This is a genomic window from Njordella calcicola, assembly GCF_056494125.1.
This window is the reverse complement of sequence record NZ_CM151396.1, coordinates 2,818,155-2,835,890: the sequence shown is the minus strand read 5'-3', so window position 1 is coordinate 2,835,890 and position 17,736 is coordinate 2,818,155. Positions and strand designations below refer to the sequence as shown.

At 50.9% G+C, this 17,736-nt stretch carries 13 protein-coding genes; 11 read left to right on the top strand and 2 right to left on the bottom strand.

The features are described 5' to 3' along the window. Positions 1 to 44 precede the first annotated feature (44 nt). Entirely contained in the window at positions 45 to 566 is a 522-nt protein-coding gene (locus SH302x_RS10570) for a hypothetical protein (RefSeq protein WP_479368680.1), read from the bottom strand. An 85-nt stretch (positions 567 to 651) separates the two neighbouring features. Here SH302x_RS10570 and SH302x_RS10565 point away from each other — a divergent pair, with 85 nt between their 5' ends. The 9 genes from SH302x_RS10565 to cysK (SH302x_RS10525) all read left to right on the top strand — a co-directional run bounded on the left by SH302x_RS10565 (position 652) and on the right by cysK (SH302x_RS10525) (position 14,156). Then, positions 652 to 915 (top strand): hypothetical protein, encoded by a 264-nt coding sequence (locus tag SH302x_RS10565; protein ID WP_479368679.1) that lies wholly within the window; start codon positions 652 to 654, stop codon positions 913 to 915. A 50-nt stretch (positions 916 to 965) separates the two neighbouring features. Beyond that, on the top strand, positions 966 to 4,103 hold the full coding sequence (locus SH302x_RS10560) for a S8 family peptidase (RefSeq protein ID WP_479368678.1): 3,138 nt from the start codon (positions 966 to 968) through the stop codon (positions 4,101 to 4,103). Between the two features lie 249 nt (positions 4,104 to 4,352). Further along, positions 4,353 to 5,912 (top strand): OprO/OprP family phosphate-selective porin, encoded by a 1,560-nt coding sequence (locus SH302x_RS10555; RefSeq protein ID WP_479368677.1) that lies wholly within the window; start codon positions 4,353 to 4,355, stop codon positions 5,910 to 5,912. A gap of 5 nt (positions 5,913 to 5,917) precedes the next feature. Then, positions 5,918 to 6,523 (top strand): hypothetical protein, encoded by a 606-nt coding sequence (locus SH302x_RS10550; protein WP_479368676.1) that lies wholly within the window; start codon positions 5,918 to 5,920, stop codon positions 6,521 to 6,523. 15 nt (positions 6,524 to 6,538) lie between these two features. Next, positions 6,539 to 8,092, top strand: coding sequence for a sigma-54 interaction domain-containing protein (locus SH302x_RS10545; RefSeq protein ID WP_479368675.1), 1,554 nt, complete (start codon positions 6,539 to 6,541; stop codon positions 8,090 to 8,092). Between the two features lie 496 nt (positions 8,093 to 8,588). Beyond that, entirely contained in the window at positions 8,589 to 9,791 is a 1,203-nt protein-coding gene (locus SH302x_RS10540; RefSeq protein WP_479368674.1) for a DUF1559 domain-containing protein, read from the top strand. A gap of 206 nt (positions 9,792 to 9,997) precedes the next feature. Continuing rightward, complete coding sequence (locus SH302x_RS10535; protein WP_479368673.1) at positions 9,998 to 11,455, top strand: family 2B encapsulin nanocompartment shell protein; 1,458 nt, start codon at positions 9,998 to 10,000, stop codon at positions 11,453 to 11,455. Positions 11,456 to 11,457: 2 nt separating this feature from the next. Beyond that, a complete protein-coding gene (locus SH302x_RS10530; protein WP_479368672.1) occupies positions 11,458 to 13,173 on the top strand; it encodes a SufS family cysteine desulfurase in 1,716 nt (571 codons plus the stop codon). A 56-nt stretch (positions 13,174 to 13,229) separates the two neighbouring features. After that, positions 13,230 to 14,156, top strand: a complete 927-nt coding sequence (gene cysK, locus SH302x_RS10525) for a cysteine synthase A (RefSeq protein WP_479368671.1) — start codon at positions 13,230 to 13,232, stop codon at positions 14,154 to 14,156. Positions 14,157 to 14,299: 143 nt separating this feature from the next. On the opposite strand, the gene cysK (SH302x_RS10520) is transcribed toward cysK (SH302x_RS10525), so the two are convergent. Beyond that, entirely contained in the window at positions 14,300 to 15,277 is a 978-nt protein-coding gene (gene cysK, locus SH302x_RS10520; protein WP_479368670.1) for a cysteine synthase A, read from the bottom strand. Between the two features lie 520 nt (positions 15,278 to 15,797). Between cysK (SH302x_RS10520) and SH302x_RS10515 the strand changes: the two genes are divergently transcribed. Next, positions 15,798 to 16,853, top strand: coding sequence for a sulfate ABC transporter substrate-binding protein (locus SH302x_RS10515; RefSeq protein WP_479368669.1), 1,056 nt, complete (start codon positions 15,798 to 15,800; stop codon positions 16,851 to 16,853). 46 nt (positions 16,854 to 16,899) lie between these two features. Beyond that, positions 16,900 to 17,736, top strand: a complete 837-nt coding sequence (gene cysT, locus SH302x_RS10510; RefSeq protein WP_479368668.1) for a sulfate ABC transporter permease subunit CysT — start codon at positions 16,900 to 16,902, stop codon at positions 17,734 to 17,736.

Here is a 17,736-nt window from a genome sequence, read left to right as displayed (position 1 = left end):
CACAGCTTCTGCTGCGCAGTTCCGATTGCGGCGTTTACCAATCTCTACGCAGCTTGTCGGCTTTGGCAAGCCGCGGTGATTTGAACCTTGACCAAGCTGCCTTGGCTGTTCTGAGCAAAGACGACCGATGTTGGATGTACCAATCGCGGCAACCAAGCTGTCATCGCCGCATAGTCGCGCGACCCTTCCGCAAACGGTTGATTGATCACCACCAAATCGCTCGGCAGAATCGTAACCGCTACGCGAGGCAAAGCATTGGCTAGCTCGCCAGGAATCAAATGCGCTTTGACTCCCGATTCTGCGCACAGGCGATGTGCATCCTTCAACTTCATATGCGCTTGCGGTTGGCTGGCCGATTCAAATAGATCAACGCCCGCAAATCGCAGCGCAACATCTGGCGTCTCACTGCGGACCAGTTGCAAAATCTTCGTCGTTTGCAAACCGTCGCCCATGCCTAACTGCAAGATCGAGGAAACTCGATTCTCAATCAAGTGCTTCCACAACGCACGGTCTGCGGCAGGCTTTGACAGTTTTGTCCAATAGAAGCGTTGAAACCAGTTCATCATTTCACCAAACGAGCGTAAATGGCAACGAGGAAAGTTGGCGGAAGAAGCTACCTTGAGGTGTGGTCATAGATGTGAGAGCTTGTGATTGGAGCTTCATCGACCCCGCGAGAAGATTTACATCAATAGAATCGTTTTGACCGCAACGAACTCGCCAGTCCTCCCGGTCCGATGCAACTTGCCTAACTTGAAGCTCCTCCTCAGTCCCGGACATGCGCAGATCGGCTGGCACTGGCAAGAATTGGATGTTAGTAGCAATCCTATCGGTCGTATCGATTCTTCCGCCTATTTCCAAGGCGACGTACCGCGAAAGCGCAGCGATCCCATCACAGGCGATGGTTCTGCAACCTAGCTTTCGAGGGAATAAAAGAAACTTCGCCGAGGTATCGCGTCGCTCGATTTATGTTCGTAAGAAAGATCATCCGCTGGCTAGCTCGCATTTTTGCGCCCCAACTTCTGGAACCGCTGCCGCTCTCCAGCATTACCCTGTGCGAACAACGACTAGCGTTTTCCGCTGTGCCGCTGGTCGACAGCATGCAGGAACTGCTGCAGCAGCATGACATCGAACCGCCCGTAGCGACACCGATTGTGGATGAACCATGGGAAATTCAGACCCACTTGCTAACCAGCTCTGACCCACTTGCCCAGCAAGCGATGTATGATATCCAAAATCATGCAACCACGGTCACTGCTCAAAATACTCCAGCACATTCATTGACTGGCCTGACTACTGCTCGCCAGCTATTCGGCTTGCGCGGAGCCGGTCAGACGGTTGCGATTATCGATACCGGTATCGCTTATGACCACGTTCATCTGGGTGCTGGTTATGGGCCAAATTTCCGAGTTGTCGGAGGATACGATTTCGCTGAAAATGATAACAATCCTTATGACGATGCTCCCGCTGGCTATCATGGCACAGCAGTCGCCGGAGTCGTCGGCAGCTCCGCCACTGGTGTTGCACCGGATGTCGACTTCGTAGCGTTACGCGTTTTTGATGATATGGGCCGAGGTTCGATCCAAGCGGTCGAGTCCGCGTTGCGATGGATCTACAATAACCGCAACAGCTTTGAAAACCCAATCAAGATCGTCAACTTGTCTCTGGGCATTGATCACAATACATCCAGCCCACCAATCGGAGCTATTCTCGAAGACGAATTGCAGATGTTGCGCGATGAAGGAATCCTCGTTATTGCATCCGCAGGTAACGCGTTCTCAAAGTACCGTACACCGGGTACCGCTTATCCTGCATCCAGTCCATTTGTTTTGCCAGTCGCATCCGTCGATGCCAACGGTCAACTGTCCGATTTCAGCCAACGAGACTCCGACACCTTGGCTGCTCCGGGACGCAACATCTCAAGCACAGTCCCTGACTTTATGTTGGGCAGCGATGACATTGCGAACGATTACACCAATGTCAATGGAACCAGTTTCTCAGCCCCCTATGTGGCGGGTGCTGCGGCGCTTATTCGTGAAGCGTACGAAATCGTCGGCATCAACAATGTTACCGTGGATGCGATTCGTCACACTTTATTCTCCACCGCAGATTCGATCTTCGATTCGATCACGAACAGTACCTACAGCCGCCTAAACATCCTCAGGGCACTGGACTCGATCATTCCCGACGATGACGTTGGGAACACTCTGCAGTCCGCTTTCCAGTTGCAAACCAGTTCGCAGGCCAGTGGTTCTATCGATGGTTTCATCAATCAGATTGGCGACGTCGACGTCTATCGCTGGACTGCCGTGCAATCAGGCATTTTGGAAATGAGCTTTGATTCATCGCGATTGACCGACTCGCAGTGGATTCTGTGGAACGGCTCGCAGCAATTTACGCAGAATGCAAGCGGAAGTGTTACGCTCAATGTGGAGGCTGGCCAAAGCTATTCATTCGGGATCACCGATAATAATCAAATTGGCCGCTTTAGAATTGATTGGGATTTCGCTCCGGTACAGCAAAATACTGGACCTATCGGTACTCCCGTTGAACTGGGCGCAGTGGACATCGATACGTTCAATGCGACCGCAGGCGGGCTCTATGCGATACAAACCACCAACAATGGGTTGCTGTCCATTCAAGTCAGCGGCAACCATTCGCTCAATTCACTGCGGCTTTTTGCCAGCGACGGCCGAGCGTTGGATGTAGATACAACAGTGGAAAATGGCATCCTGCGAATTGATCATCAGGCACCCGCATCGACTCGATTTCTGGTCCAAACCAACTTCGCCGCCGGGACCGCTCGGATGGATATCGTCAACGCTGTGAACCTAGTTGGATCGAACTTGACGGTCCAGGGAACCAATGGCAACGACCAGGTGACGTTAGATCTCTCCGCTGGCATCAGGGTCGGCGTTGGAGCCATCGAGTACCGATACGCCAACGGTGCAATCAGTTCGCTGATGATTAACCAAAGCGGTGGGGCTGATCGGTTGCTCATCACTGGCAGTGCAGCGGCCGAGACCGTGCACATGTATAGCAACCACGGTTCGCTGGTGTCCAATGGCTTGCGCGTCGATTGGACTGGATCAGAGTATGTCGAATTCAATGGAATCAGCGGCCCCGATCGCGTCTATGCTTTTGATACCGACGGCAATGACCAACTGACGATTCGCCCTAATCGATTTGAAATGGACGGCGTAGGCTATCGATTTGTAGTGACACAAGCCGAACGACTTTATATCGATGCTTCGCGTGGCGGGAATGACCAAGCTTATCTGTTCGATTCTGCAGGTGATGATTATCTAAGCATTCGGCCTCAGTTCACGAGTATGCGTGGACCAGGATATTTTAATTTCGTAACCGGTTTCGAGCGAGTCTATGCGTACGGAACTGCTGGCGGCTTCGACACCGCAGTCCTTTACGATTCAGTGGGCAACGATCATTTCGCAACCAACGGCGATAGTGCTTCGATCGTTGGCACAAACTATTTTGCCTATACAAGGTTCTTTGAATCAGTTGAATCGATATCGTCCGCCGGCGGCCATGATACCGCATCGATCTTTTCCCCACAGAATGCCACCAACCATATCGGAAGCGATTTCATTGCGTTTCAACACGAACAATGGGCTCGCACTGCACGCGGATTCAACACCGTACAAACCGCTTTCCTGCAGTTCAGTACCGTAGCAACTGCAGCTCAGCCCGAAACCATCGAAAGCTCGAATCCTCCAGTGCTGGCAACCGATTCTGCATTAACCGACGGTGAGTCAGCGCTGCACAACGTGTTAGGCGAGATCAAGGACTTGCGAACCGATCTGCGTCAGGCAGTCGAGTTTTCCGGTGTGGGCAATACCAACAATCTGCACGCAGCGCTGGGGACCGAGCGTAATGAGGGTCCAGGGTTAAGTCAGTTCGAAAGTGCAACAGCCCCAGAGGACAACTTTCAGTCCTCCACTTTGCATCAGTCGCGTTGGCTTACGGAGTTGACGGACGATATAGTCGCAATCCAGGCCGTGGATCCGGTTACACTTGGACTGATGGACAAGGAGCGGGAAGCCGTCAGCTTGCGAAAATTCTTTGAAGATCTGGATGCTCAAGGCTAGGCGGTGGGCTGAATACCTTGGCCGACAAATGCGAAGCTGCGCAATCTGACCAAGCTGCACAACATCAGCTTGAATCCAGGTTTGAATTGTTGGTACTCGCTGAGATTTTGCTTCGATTTGTTACTCCAGCTAGCCGATGGAAGAATCGGTATAAACGGAAGAATCGAATTCTTTGACTGGTCCACCAGAGGAGAGCTCCTTGTCGTACGCTAGCTATGGCGTTCTTATCTCTTGCAGGAAAACCAGCACATGCTCCCATCGCATCGAACAACTAGCACGCAGCGAATAACGCTAGCGCTAGGCTGTGCATTGGGCTGGACATGGGGACTGTTGCTTGCTGCCACATACATCCACGCGGGCGAGCAACTCTCGCTGCAGCAACCGCTTAGATATGGCAGCTTACCTCCATGGGAATCCGAACTGGCTCATCCGACGGTAAGCGCGGCCCCGTATCTCGTCTTTGAGGATCATGCTGCGTCCCAGGAAACTGCAACGGATTCAGCGAGTCTAGACAGTATCCAACTTGACGAGTTAGACCAACTGAAAGAACGCCTGCGATTGTTGGAAGTCGCTGAAGAGCAACGCAAGAAAAAGGCGAGCTCTGCGCCGGCTAAAGAGGATGCTACGAAGCAAGAGAAGAAGTGGACTGACCTTTCCAATGACAAATGGGAAGTTCGCCTGGGCGGGCATGTTCAAACAGACTTTGTCACTTGGGCCAAAGCGGACGATGCGATCCCTGATTCTCGCAACTACACCGAGTTCCGGCGTTTGCGATTATTGGCCGACGGCAAAGGCTACGGTGTGCTGGACTTTCGTTTGCAAATGACATTGGAGCCCGAGTCGATCGGTGAAAGCCCTATCGGAAACGTCATCTCGCCCGATGTTAAAGACGCTTACCTAACCATGAATGAGATACCATTGATTGGGCGTCTGCGTTTTGGAAACTTCTTTGTGCCCTTCAGTCTCGAGCAGGTTACCAACGACACGTTTAACATTTTTCTAGAACGATCGATTCCGACCCAAGGTATTTTCGCGGCGGATCGTGAAGTTGGCTTTGCGATCTACAATAGCACCCAGGACGAGCGATTGTCTTGGGCCACTGGTTTTTTTATCGACAGTGTTAGTGAAGGCTTAAAAGAAAAGATCGATGACAACCAAGGCTATCGCGTGAGCGGTCGAGTCGTCTATTTGCCCTATTACGACGAAACCACAAATGGACGTTACTTGTGGCATACTGGCTTCGGCGTAATGTACACACACGATAGCGATAATCGAGTTCGATTCCGGGCTAGGCCTCAGATCCGAGAAGGCGTTCGATTGATCGACAGCGGCGTCCTTGCTGCCGAAGACTATACGACAATCAACTTGGAAAATGCTTTTGTCGTAGGCCGTGTGACTTTGCAAACAGAATCCTTCCTTACGACCATCAATCAATTGGATGGCCAGTCGCCAACTGTCAATGGGACCTATGCACACATCAGCTACTTTGTGACCGGCGAATCACGGACCTATGAAAAATTTGGACAACATGGAGCGCAGTTCGGCCGAAACGTTCCACACTCCAATTTCTTCATCACTCCAGCCGGAATAAGTTGGGGGGCGATTGAATTGAAGGCGCGTTGGTCACATCTTGATCTGAACAATGTGAGTGCTGGCCAATACAACGACATGTCGTTTGGTTTCAATTGGTACTGGAATGACCGCGTGCGTTGCATGTTCGATTGGATTCACCCTTATACGACCGAGGACACGACCTTCGCTGCCGTTGAAGGCGATATCCTGGGCATGCGCTTCGACTTCAATTGGTGACGTTAATGTTTAATATTTCAAAGATGAACCCCTTCTACCTTGCTAGTCCTTTCGTCGTACTTCTAGTAGCAAGTTCGGCATGGATTGGCGCCGGTGGGCCGCTTTACGCTCAAGGCTTCTGTGACGAACTGAGTCAACATTTGAGCACATTGCTGGGACGAAAACCTCATGCTTGTTGCCAGTGCGGTTGCTCCGATGGATGTCGAAAGGTTTGCAAACTTGTGGAACAAGAGCGTAAGGTGAGCACGGTATGCTGGGGAATTGCAGAAGAAGACTTTTGCATTTCAGGTCCTGGCCATGTTGGCTGCATGCACTGTGAACCAGCGTGCAATGATTGCGTAGCCAACAAGGCGGAGAATGTCAAAAGCAAACCTGCGTCGCTAGTGTGGCGCGACTGGTTCCCTAGCTCACATGCTCAAATCCACACGCGAAAGAAGCTGATGAAGAGCACCGAGACGAAGACGGTGAAGGGTTTCAAGTGGGTTGTGGAAGATTTATGTGAGAGTTGCCGGGCGAAAGAAAAAGCGATAGAAATATCAGCAGAATTAGAAGTCCCCAAGCCTCCGAAGCTCACAGGGATTGATTTCATTGAACCCGTCATCCGTCAATAGAACCGTCAGTACCGTATGCAAGATTCCTTTCTGATCGAGATTTGGCGGGAAGCTTGTAAGCATATCGAACTGCACGACTCGACAGTTGCAATCTCGAAACTCGTCGCCAAACGCGTCCCGATCAGCCAGATCCTCGTTCGCCGCTTGGGCAGTTCACCCGAATCGATCTTTACGATCGCTGGAGAAATGACCGGCAAGAGCAGAAAGCTGGCAGAGGATCGAGTTCTCCTCACAAAATCAGAAACGCGACGCATTGAAGATTGGTGCCAACAGTCGCAGTCGCTGGAGGTGAAGAAACGAGCCACCGGGCTAGCCAAATTGCTGTTACCCGATTCCGTCGACTCTTCCAGTTTGCTAATTCCGTTAAGCGGCCGGTATGGGTCCAAAGGTGTCTTGATTGTCTGCCCGAAATCGGAAGAGGCGTTTACTAGCGATCAGATCAAAACATTGACGGCTTTGCGCGAACCGTTTTCGGTTGCGCTGGACAATGATCTGCACGTACATGAGATAACAACTTTGCGGGCCGCTGCCGAATCGGATCGAGGAGCGTTGCTGCAAAAGCTGGGGCGGAAGGAACTGACAGATATCATTGTCGGCGAGCAGAACGGGCTGCGGATGGTGATGGAGCGAGTTTCGTTGGTCGCCGGTTCCGATGTCCCCGTGTTGATCCTCGGCGAAACGGGAACGGGCAAAGAACTGATTGCAAGGGCACTTCACGTACGAGGGAAGTTCCAGCAAGGGCCGTTTATTCGTGTCAATTGCGGAGCGATTCCTGCTGAACTGATTGACTCACAACTGTTTGGTCACGAGAAAGGCAGTTTTACCGGCGCGGAGCAGTCTCGCCAAGGTTGGTTTGAGCGGGCCGATGGCGGCACCCTGTTTCTAGACGAGATTGGCGAATTGCCGCTGGAAGCTCAAGTTCGATTCCTGCGGGTCCTGCAAGATGGCTTTGTTGAACGAGTAGGGGGCAACCACCCTATCCATGTCAGCGTGCGGGTGGTCGCCGCCACGCACCGGGAATTAGCGAGCATGGTTCGCGAAGGGAAGTTTCGTGAGGACTTATGGTATCGTTTGGCGGTGTTCCCCATTCTGCTACCGCCATTGCGTGAACGACGCGATGACATCCCTCCCTTGGTCGAACATTTTGCCGAGCGAGCCGCACATCGATTCGGCTTGCCCTATGTGGCCGCAACTGAACGTAACCTCCAAGCGTTGCAGAGCTACGATTGGCCAGGAAATATCCGAGAACTGGGCGCGGTCATCGACAGGGCTGTCATCCTGGGCGGCGGAAGATCACTCGATGTCGATACCGCCTTGGGATACGGAAAACTAGAAGTCGCATCTCCCAAGCCGATTTCGATTCCGGCAGGAACCAAGCGACTGGATCAGGTTTTATCCCTGGATGAAGTCGCCAAACAGCACATTGAAAGCGTGTTGCAACTGGTTCACGGTCGAGTCGAAGGCCGCAAGGGCGCGGCTGCTTTGCTCAAAATCAATCCTCACACGCTGCGAGCTCGCATGCGCAAACTGGGTGTCGATTGGACGAAATATCGCGACGACGAAGACTAATTCTATCTAGGCTATTCCCCAGCCATCTATCACATTTACCAGTCGCCATATCGTATTTGCTTGTTTTAACGGTTCTTCTGGCGAATAGTTCGCGATTTAGTCATTGGCACACCATTCGCTTTTAAGTGGGTCATGGTGGTTAGAGAGACTCGCCGTTGAGCGACCATCTCCGTGTTGTAAGTGCGTTAGCCGGGAGAGCTTGATTGTGGAAGGTATTTCAGGGAAGGTGGTGTTTTGCCAGTTCCGTTTATCGCTAAGCGATAACGCTGGCTGTTGTTGTTCTTAGTAGACGATCTGCGTCTGCTGGCTGACCTGACATACGGGCGGCTTACAAGTGTTGTTCAAGGCTCTGACCAAAATTTCGCATGGAGGAGCCGCTTCATTGCTTCTGCCTCACTCAATCCGTGGGTGGAAGTATCTCGATTCAATTTACTGTTATGCATCTGGCGGCCCAGTAGTGGCCAGCCTGTGCTCGAGTACCTCAAGGAAAATAATTATGTCGAAGTTTCGTTATCGAAAAGGCTTTACATTAGTAGAGCTATTGGTGGTCATCACGATCATCGGAATTCTAGCAGGCTTGTTACTGCCGGCGGTGCAAACCGCTCGAGAAGCTGCTCGTCGTTCCAATTGCCAAAGCAATCTACGGCAAGTGGGTTTAGCCATCCATTCGTTCCACTCTGCGAGAAACAAACTGCCAAGCAGTGGTCGTCCTTCTGCAGCATCGACCGTGCGTTATGGCCTGTACGTACAACTCTTGCCATATCTTGAGCAAACGACTTTGTACAGCCAATACGACTCGTCTGTGAACTGGAGCCATTTCCGTAATGTCATCGGTGGACCATCGATCAATCCAACGGTCAATAATTCGACACCGCCAGCAGATTTTGCGGATGCTTTTCAACGGCTGACAATTAATCCAGGCGTTACTCCGACGCAATTGCCGGTGTTGCAATGCCCTTCAGCACCCCGTCACAACAATCTACTTGATCATAATCCAGATCAGTTCAAAGGTAGTGTGACGACCTGGCAAGGCATAGCTGCAACGGGTGACTATGCTGCATCCGTAGGGAACTCGCCGGCGTTGGAGTACTTCGGTGAGACGCTGGCAACTCCTATTGTGATTCGTTCCAGTTCAGCGCCGACGTCGTCCGGTGAGAAGATTACTAACGGCTTCTTTCCGAAGAACTCGCAATTGAGTTTCAAGGAGATTACCGATGGTCTTTCGAACACGATTGCTATCTGGGAGTCTGCGGGGCGACCTTTCATCTACCGTAATGGAAACTTAGTAAGTGATGATTTGTATGCTCACCACACCAATGGTGGCGGTTGGGCCAGACCAGCGTCGGACATTCTGTTGGAAGGTTCCAACAAGGAAGGGACTCAGTTACCTGGATTGTACATCAATCGTACCAATGGTTTCGATCATGAAAACGATCCGTATGTTGCAACTGGGTTCGCGACGGCTCCGCCAAACCGCTTAGCCAGAGTCAATGGCCCTGGCACGACGGCAATTGCTATTCCTTATGGCACCGAGGGTTCAAGCCAACCATACTCGTTCCATCCAGGTGGACTGCACGTCTTGTTGGGCGATGGTTCGGTGAAATTCTTGGATCAAGAGATTGACATCGGCGTAGCCGGTGCACTCAACAGCCGCAACAGTGGCGGCATTGAGCCAAGTATCGGACGAGCTTTTCAGTAGTAGAGACTGGCGCAACCTGCAGTTCGAAGCTTGAGCATCGTTCTGTAACCAGTCAAATTGATGCGGCCTGCAAACTCTGCAGGCCGCACTTATGGATATACAGCATTCGCGAGCGAACGATGCTGAAGACGATAGGAATTTGAGACCGTCTCTCAATAGATCAAATAAGAACTAACATTCATTAGGAATAAATCATTAGGGAAAATATGAGTGACAGCTTACTACAGCGGAGCGTAACAACAGGTGTAGCAAGAAATCTTGCGACTACCACCAAAACACCACCTATGATGATGTCGATTACACCGCGACATCTACTGAAGTTGCTGCCGTGGGTGCAGGTCGATGGTGGCATCTACCGTGTCAATCGAACTAAGGTTGATCTAAGTAAGGCTGAGCGGATATCAGTCGATGTGGTAGACGGGCAGGCAACTCTGACTGCAGATGCCCTTCGTCGCGTGCCATTATTCGCAAAGCTCTCGGACAATATCTTGAACCGCATGGTTAGCGCGTTTCGAACCGAAACCGTGCTTATCGGTAACAAGGTAGTGATCGAAGGCGAGGACAGAAACAAGTTCTTCATTATCGCAACTGGACAGGTTGAGGTTCTGAGTAAAGGAGTGCATGGAAGTAACCTGCGACTCGCTTTGCTAACCGAAGGGGAATACTTCGGCGAGTTTGACCTGGCATTGGATGTACCCTCAGACGCGACGATTCGTACGATCACCCCTTGCGTTCTTTTAACGCTCACACGGAAAGATCTCAACGCCTTGCTTTCTGAGAAGCCTGAGCTGGAAGAGGAGTTCACCAAGGTCTTCGCCGAACATCAAGAGTTGCGATCCAGCGTGAATCGTTATGGCGAACGAAACATCGATCTGGTGTCTGGATTTGCGGAAAACGTCGAAATCCCCGAAACTTTTGTAGACTATTCGCCAACACCGCGCGAGTATGCTTTGTCGGCAGTGCAAACGGTTGTCCGCGTTCATACCCGCGTATCCGATCTGTTTAACGGCCCTTACAATCAACTCGCAGAACAGATGCGATTAACGATTGAAGGCATCAAGGAACGCCAAGAATGGGAATTGATCAATAGCAAGCGATTCGGTTTGCTGAATTCCGTAGATCCCACAATGCGATTGAGTCCACGATATGGTGCGCCTACGCCAGATGACCTAGATGAGCTGCTAGCGCTGGTGTGGAAAAAGCCATCGTTTTTCCTGGCTCATCCAAAAGCGATTGCGGCCTTCCTGCGGGAATGCACTTGGCGAGGCGTACCCCCCGTGACTGTGAATATTCTCGGCCATCAGATGATCTCCTGGCGTGGAATCCCCATTGTACCTTGTGACAAGTTGGAAGTTACGAATCGATATCACCTGCGGCAAGCATCTGGAACGACTAGCATACTGTTGGTTCGGATCGGAGAAGAAGCACAGGGCGTAGTTGGGCTTCACCAATCAGGTATCGAAGGCGAGATTGCACCCAGCCTTTCTGCTCGATTGATGGGGTTAGACAGCCTAGGAGTGAGCTCCTATCTGCTCACGTTGTATTTCTCTGCTGCAGTCTTAACCGATGACGCGTTGGCGGTTTTAGAAAATGTCGAAGTCGGCTACTATCACGACTATATGCAACGCGTTCCCAAGTCGTTTGATAATGGCCTGGGGATTTAGTCATGAGTGCAAATTTCACTGAATCATTGGAGAGTTTCGACTCAAACTCAATTGCGCATCATTTGTTGCAATTGAGTTCTGGCGGTGTGACGTCAGTTGTCCCTGCGGTGGATAGCGAGCCTTGCTTGCTTGACCTGCCAGAAACTGCCGCTGATGAAACTGGAGTCAGCCATTCGCTAGTTCATCTTTTGGAGCAGGATAAGCTGTCAGAGACGATTGATTCTCAATCCGCTGCATCACTACTGGCAGCAAAGATCTTCCAGTTGGTTCATCAAAAGCCCGATCTTCGTTCGAGTGATGCGCCAAGTGACCTAGCGCCTGACATAGTCAAAAGCGATCTGCATCAACCGCCGCAGAGTTCTGAGCAATTCATTCGGCGTTTGAAAGAATTGTCTTCGAAGCTCTCGCTATCCGATCGCTCAACACTGCCGCTGGCAGAAGCTTCGGGGAAAAGGTCAACTAGGTCGTCGAGCTACCACTCTCCAATAAAGGTCCCTGGACCAGCGAGTCGTCCATTTGACTTACGAACTATTCGAGCTGAGTTTCCAGCATTGATTCAGACGGTTAATGGTCATCCGCTTGTTTGGTTTGATAATGCAGCGACCACGCAAAAACCGCAGTTTGTTATTGATGCAATGTCACGTTTTTACGAGCACGACTACTCAAATATCCATCGTGCCGCTCACACGCTGGCGGCAAGAGCGACTGACGCATACGAGAACGCACGCGAGCAAGTTCGATTGTTAATCAATGCTTCTAGTGCTTCCGACATTGTTTTTGTTCGAGGCACCACAGAAGGTGTTAATTTCATCGCTAATACCACGAAGACTTTTCTCAGAGATCGTGACGAAATTATTCTTACGGAACTTGAGCATCACGCGAATATAGTTCCTTGGCAGATGATTGCGAAGGAAACAGGCGCGAAAATCCGTGTGATTCCCATCAATGATCGCGGTGAGATTCTCATGGACGAATATCGTCGGATGCTCGGCCCGCGGACCAAAATTGTATCGTTCACGCATGCTTCCAATACTCTAGGAACAGTTTTACCCATTGCTGAACTAACACAGCTTGCGAAAAAACATGGAGCCTGGGTAGTCATTGATGGCGCGCAATCGATCGCGCATTTGCCGGTGGATGTAACGTCATTGGGCTGTGACTTCTTTGTCTTTTCAGGACACAAAGTTTTCTCGCCGACCGGTATTGGTGCAGTGTATGTCAGCCCGGAATTGCAGCAGGTTTTACCACCGTGGCAAGGTGGCGGGAATATGATCGCGAGCGTACGATTTGACGACACGACCTATGCGGATGCTCCAGCAAAATTTGAAGCCGGAACGCCCAGTATCGGTGACGCAGTAGGATTGGGCGCTGCCATTCAATACTTACGACAGTTTAACTTAAGCGAGCTTGAATCGCACGAACACGTTTTGCTGGAGCAAATGACCAAAGGCCTTCAGCAAATCAAAGGCGTCACTACCTACGGCAGTGCTCCCCATAAACTTGGCTTAGTTTCGTTCACCTTAGAGGGGTACGAGACCAACGCAGTTGGTAAAGAGCTGGATCGACATGGAATTGCGGTGCGAACCGGCCACCACTGCGCTCAGCCGTCTCTTCGTCATTTCGGTCTAGAATCAACCGTACGACCATCGTTTGCGTTATACAACAGCCAAGCAGAGGTAGAAGCATTCCTTAAAGTGATTCGTGGCTTGGCTAAATAGTTTTCGTTTAGTTTTACAATGGATTATGTCTGTATCAAGAAAGCTTGAAAAGGTTTATGTTTGAATCGATCATTAAGACGATAGGCTATACGCCGTTAGTTCGCATCAATCGCTTGGTACCAAGCAATCACGCGGAAGTCTATGCGAAGTGCGAATTTTTTAATCCAATGGGCAGCGTGAAGGACCGTATTGGTCGAGCAATGATAGAAGCGGCCGAACGTGACGGCATCTTGAAACCGCAAACGCGGATCATTGAACCAACCAGTGGAAATACGGGTATTGCTTTAGCGTTCATCGCTGCAGCAAAGGGATACCGTTTAACTTTAACCATGCCGGAATCAATGTCGATTGAACGACGCGCTATGCTAAAAGCACTGGGAGCCGACTTGGTCCTGACGCCAGCAGCAGATGGTATGCGTGGTGCTATTGAAAAAGCGCGTGAATTGGCAAGTCACGATGAATACGCCTGGATTCCACAGCAATTCGAGAACCCTGCAAACCCCCAAATTCATAAGGAAACAACTGGACCTGAAATCTGGGAAGCAACACAAGGTAAAATCGACGCTATCGTTGCTGGTGTGGGAACAGGAGGGACCATCACGGGTGTCGCGCAGTACATCAAAGCACTAAATCCGGACTTCAAGGCTATTGCCGTTGAACCAACAACATCACCAGTCATTAGCGGTGGCAAGCCAGGTCGCCATAAGATCCAAGGCATCGGCGCAGGCTTTATCCCGAAAAATCTTGACACTAGTATCGTCGATGAAGTTATCTTGATTGATGACGATGAAGCGTTTGCGTGGGGACGTCGCTTGGCACGCGAAGAAGGAATTATGGCGGGCATTAGCAGTGGAGCCAACATCTGCGCCGCAGCAAAGATTGCCGCTAGGCCGGAGTTTCGAAATAAGCGGATCGTTACGGTAATGTGTAGCTTGGGGGAGCGTTACTTGTCGACGCCACTCTTTCAGCCGCCTCCGGAATAATATCCGAATTGCGAGCCACAGACACGCTAGAGTGACGTAGACATTTTTCACAAAGCGGACTGAATTTACATTTATCAGTCCGCTTCAACGATGGTAGCGGGCTCGAATGACGAATACACTCTCGTAAAATCGAGCATTTTTGTCTATATCTCCACAATACTCGACTCGATACTCAACTTCTGCATGCCAATCAGTTGATATAACGGCGTCGAAAGATAGCGTTCGCCGGAACTGCATGCAAAAGTGACGATGGTCTTACCTCGGAACTCCGGTTTAGCTGCAAGCCTAGCCGCTGCGGCAACATTGGCACCTGAACTAATACCACCAAGCAGCCCCTCCTCTCTGGCCAACCGTCGCGCCATAAGCAAAGCTTCTTCACTGCTGACCTGATCAATTGCATCCAGTAACCCAACGTCAAGATTCTTTGGAATGAATCCAGCACCTATCCCTTGGATCTGATGCGATCCGGCTTTGCCACCCGAAATCACGGCTGACTCCTTCGGCTCCACAGCCACGATTCTCAGATTCGGATTCTTCTTTCTTAAATAGCGTCCGATCCCAGTAATCGTACCACCGGTACCAACCCCGACCACGACTGCGTCGATATGCCCTTGCGTGTCAAGCCATATCTCTGGTCCTGTAGTTTGTTCATGAATGCGAGGATTAGCTGGATTCTCGAACTGCTTTGGCATCCACGCGTTTGGAATTGATTCAAATAGCTCTTCTGCCTTCAGAATCGCTCCCTTCATTCCCTGCGACGCCGGAGTGAGGCAGAAATCGGCTCCCAAGCCCAACAGCAGTGCTCTACGTTCCTGGCTCATCGATTCCGGAATTGCCAGGGTTAGCTTGTATCCCTTGGATGCCGCGACAAACGCTAAGGCAATCCCCGTGTTCCCACTGGTCGGTTCGATGATATGGCTCTCAGCATTCAATTCACCATTCAGCTCCGCGGCCTCGATCATCGCTCGACCAATGCGATCCTTGACGCTCGACAAGGGATTCATGAACTCGCACTTTACAAGCACGCGGGCATGATGACTTGGAACGATTCGCTTCAGCATGACCAGCGGTGTATCACCAATGGTTCCCAGCATATCTGGATAGGTTAACCCATTCGCCATTTAAATAACCTGACGTCTTCGTATATGAAGGCAATATTTGTTACTAGTGCTCGATTATTTTCCGCACAGCACTTTTAACGCGAGTCGCGTGCCGTCCTTCACGTTACGCAGAAATGGTAAGAAAATTGTTAAAACAGCAATGAAACAAAGGCAGCCGACGGAACTTAAGCCATCTTCCCAAGTCAAGCAGAATTCTTCGCAGGTAGATATGCTCGCTATCTATCACATATACTAGCCGACGTTCTTATTTACTAGCGGGGGTGTTTTGCGACTGAATCTACCGGCGAGGGCTCGGTTAATTTCTGTTGCAGCAAAGGGGCTGATGCCCCCTCTAAATGCTGAACTGTAATGGCGCGGTTACCCAAAAGCGTTTTGTCGCGGTTCGCAACGCCTTGCGGGACTGGGAAGTAACCAGCCGTTTGGCACAGCGTTCGCCTTACAAGATCGGGTGAGTTCTCGATGCGTCCTTCATCGATGCAGATCATTCCGCGTTAGAAACACCAGCTAATAAGATAGAATTATGAAGCGTAGAATCGTTAGTTTGACAGCCGTTACCTTGCTATTGCTGGCAGTCGGATGCGGAGATCCAAATACGAACTCCAACGACGCGAGTTCGTCGGGCAAGCCGACTGAGGTCGTAACGCTGCTGAATGTTTCCTACGATGCGACCCGCGAATTGTACACCGAGTACAATGTGCAGTTCGCAAAGCATTGGCGGGACAAGACAGGGCAATGGGTCAACATCGAACAATCGCATGGCGGAGCTGGTAAGCAAGCTCGGGCAGTCATCGAGGGCCTCAAGGCAGATGTACTTACGTTAGCCATCGCATACGACATCGATACGATCGCAGAAAAGACGAAACTATTCCCTGACGACTGGCAAACGAGACTGCCCAGCAATAGTGCTCCTTACACGTCCACGATCGTCTTTCTCGTTCGCAAAGGGAACCCGAAGAAGATCAAGGACTGGAATGATTTAATCCAACCCGGCCTGGAAGTCATTACGGCCAACCCTAAGACTTCTGGAGGAGCAAGGCTCAACTATCTGGCAGCTTGGGGATACGCGCTCAAACAGCCCAACGGGAATCAAGAGTCGGCGAAAGCGTTCATTCAAAAGCTATTTGCAAATGTGCCAGTCCTAGATTCCGGTGCACGTGGTGCTACTACCACTTTCGTTCAACGAGGCATCGGCGACGTCTTGCTGACTTGGGAGAATGAAGCGTTCCTGGCAGTCAATGAACTGGGCAAAGATGAGTTTGAAATCATCGTGCCATCTGTGAGTATTCTTGCAGAGCCAACCGTCGCTCTGGTCGACAAGAATGTGGAACAAAAGGGGGTACGCGACGTTGCTAAAGCTTATCTCGAATACCTTTACTCGCCGGCAGGTCAAAAATTGGTTGCTAAACATTATTATCGCCCAGCCCTCCCCGAGCACGCGGATGCTGATGATCTTGCCAAGTTACCCAACGTGGAACTATTCACCGTGGATGAAGTCTTCGGCGGTTGGGTGCAAGCACAACGAACTCACTTTGATGATGGCGGCAGCTTTGATCAGATCTATGTGGCAGGTCAATGATTCAGAAGCTTCGAACGCAAGTCGATAGAAAGTTCAAAACGCGATCATGATGGTCAAAGCAATACGCAAGCACAGTGTTCTGCCAGGCTTTGGGTTAACTTTAGGTTATACAGTGACCTACCTAAGCTTAATTGTGCTGATACCGCTGGCTGCACTGTTCTTAAAGTCAGTCAGCTTAGGTTGGGACGACTTTTGGAGGGCTGTGACTACGCCGCGGGTCGTCGCTTCGTACAAACTGACTTTTACCACGGCCCTCGTCGCGGCACTGATCAACGCGGTCTTTGGATTCATCGTAGCGTGGACGTTGGTGCGTTATACGTTCCCGGGTAAAAAGTTGATTGATGCGATGGTTGATTTACCGTTCGCCATGCCGACTGCGGTGTCAGGTATTGCACTTACCGCAATCTACGCCAAAACAGGTTGGATTGGTCAGTGGTTGCATCCGCTGGGATTCAAAACGGCGTTCTCGCCTACTGGAATTGTGATCGCACTGACCTTTATCGGTCTGCCTTTTGTAGTACGCACATTACAACCAGCGCTGGCAGATTTGGACAAGGAGCAAGAAGAGGCGTCAGCCAGCCTTGGAGCGTCACGCCTTCAAACGCTATGGCATGTCATCATACCGACCATCCTACCGTCGTTGCTTACCGGCTTTGCGATGGCCTTTGCTAGAGCCGTGGGCGAATACGGTTCAGTCGTATTCATCTCCGGCAACATGCCGATGAAGACCGAGATCACTTCGCTATTGATCATTTCCAAGCTCGAGCAATATGACGTGGCAGGTGCTGCGGCCATAGCGACGGTCATGCTGGTGGCTTCATTTCTCATACTGCTGCTGATCAATCTACTCCAGTGGTGGAGTGGCAAAAGGAAAGGAATCTAA

Bases quoted from the DNA above. Each gene is read 5' to 3' on its own strand.
- SH302x_RS10545 (WP_479368675.1), top strand. From the start codon at position 6,539: ATGCAAGATTCCTTTCTGATCGAGATTTGGCGGGAAGCTTGTAAGCAT.
- SH302x_RS10570 (WP_479368680.1), bottom strand. From the start codon at position 566: ATGATGAACTGGTTTCAACGCTTCTATTGGACAAAACTGTCAAAGCCT.
- SH302x_RS10530 (WP_479368672.1), top strand. From the start codon at position 11,458: ATGAGTGCAAATTTCACTGAATCATTGGAGAGTTTCGACTCAAACTCA.
- SH302x_RS10555 (WP_479368677.1), top strand. From the start codon at position 4,353: ATGCTCCCATCGCATCGAACAACTAGCACGCAGCGAATAACGCTAGCG.
- cysT (WP_479368668.1), top strand. From the start codon at position 16,900: ATGATGGTCAAAGCAATACGCAAGCACAGTGTTCTGCCAGGCTTTGGG.
- SH302x_RS10540 (WP_479368674.1), top strand. From the start codon at position 8,589: ATGTCGAAGTTTCGTTATCGAAAAGGCTTTACATTAGTAGAGCTATTG.
- cysK (WP_479368671.1), top strand. From the start codon at position 13,230: ATGTTTGAATCGATCATTAAGACGATAGGCTATACGCCGTTAGTTCGC.
- cysK (WP_479368670.1), bottom strand. From the start codon at position 15,277: ATGGCGAATGGGTTAACCTATCCAGATATGCTGGGAACCATTGGTGAT.
- SH302x_RS10535 (WP_479368673.1), top strand. From the start codon at position 9,998: ATGAGTGACAGCTTACTACAGCGGAGCGTAACAACAGGTGTAGCAAGA.
- SH302x_RS10550 (WP_479368676.1), top strand. From the start codon at position 5,918: ATGTTTAATATTTCAAAGATGAACCCCTTCTACCTTGCTAGTCCTTTC.
- SH302x_RS10515 (WP_479368669.1), top strand. From the start codon at position 15,798: ATGAAGCGTAGAATCGTTAGTTTGACAGCCGTTACCTTGCTATTGCTG.
- SH302x_RS10560 (WP_479368678.1), top strand. From the start codon at position 966: ATGTTCGTAAGAAAGATCATCCGCTGGCTAGCTCGCATTTTTGCGCCC.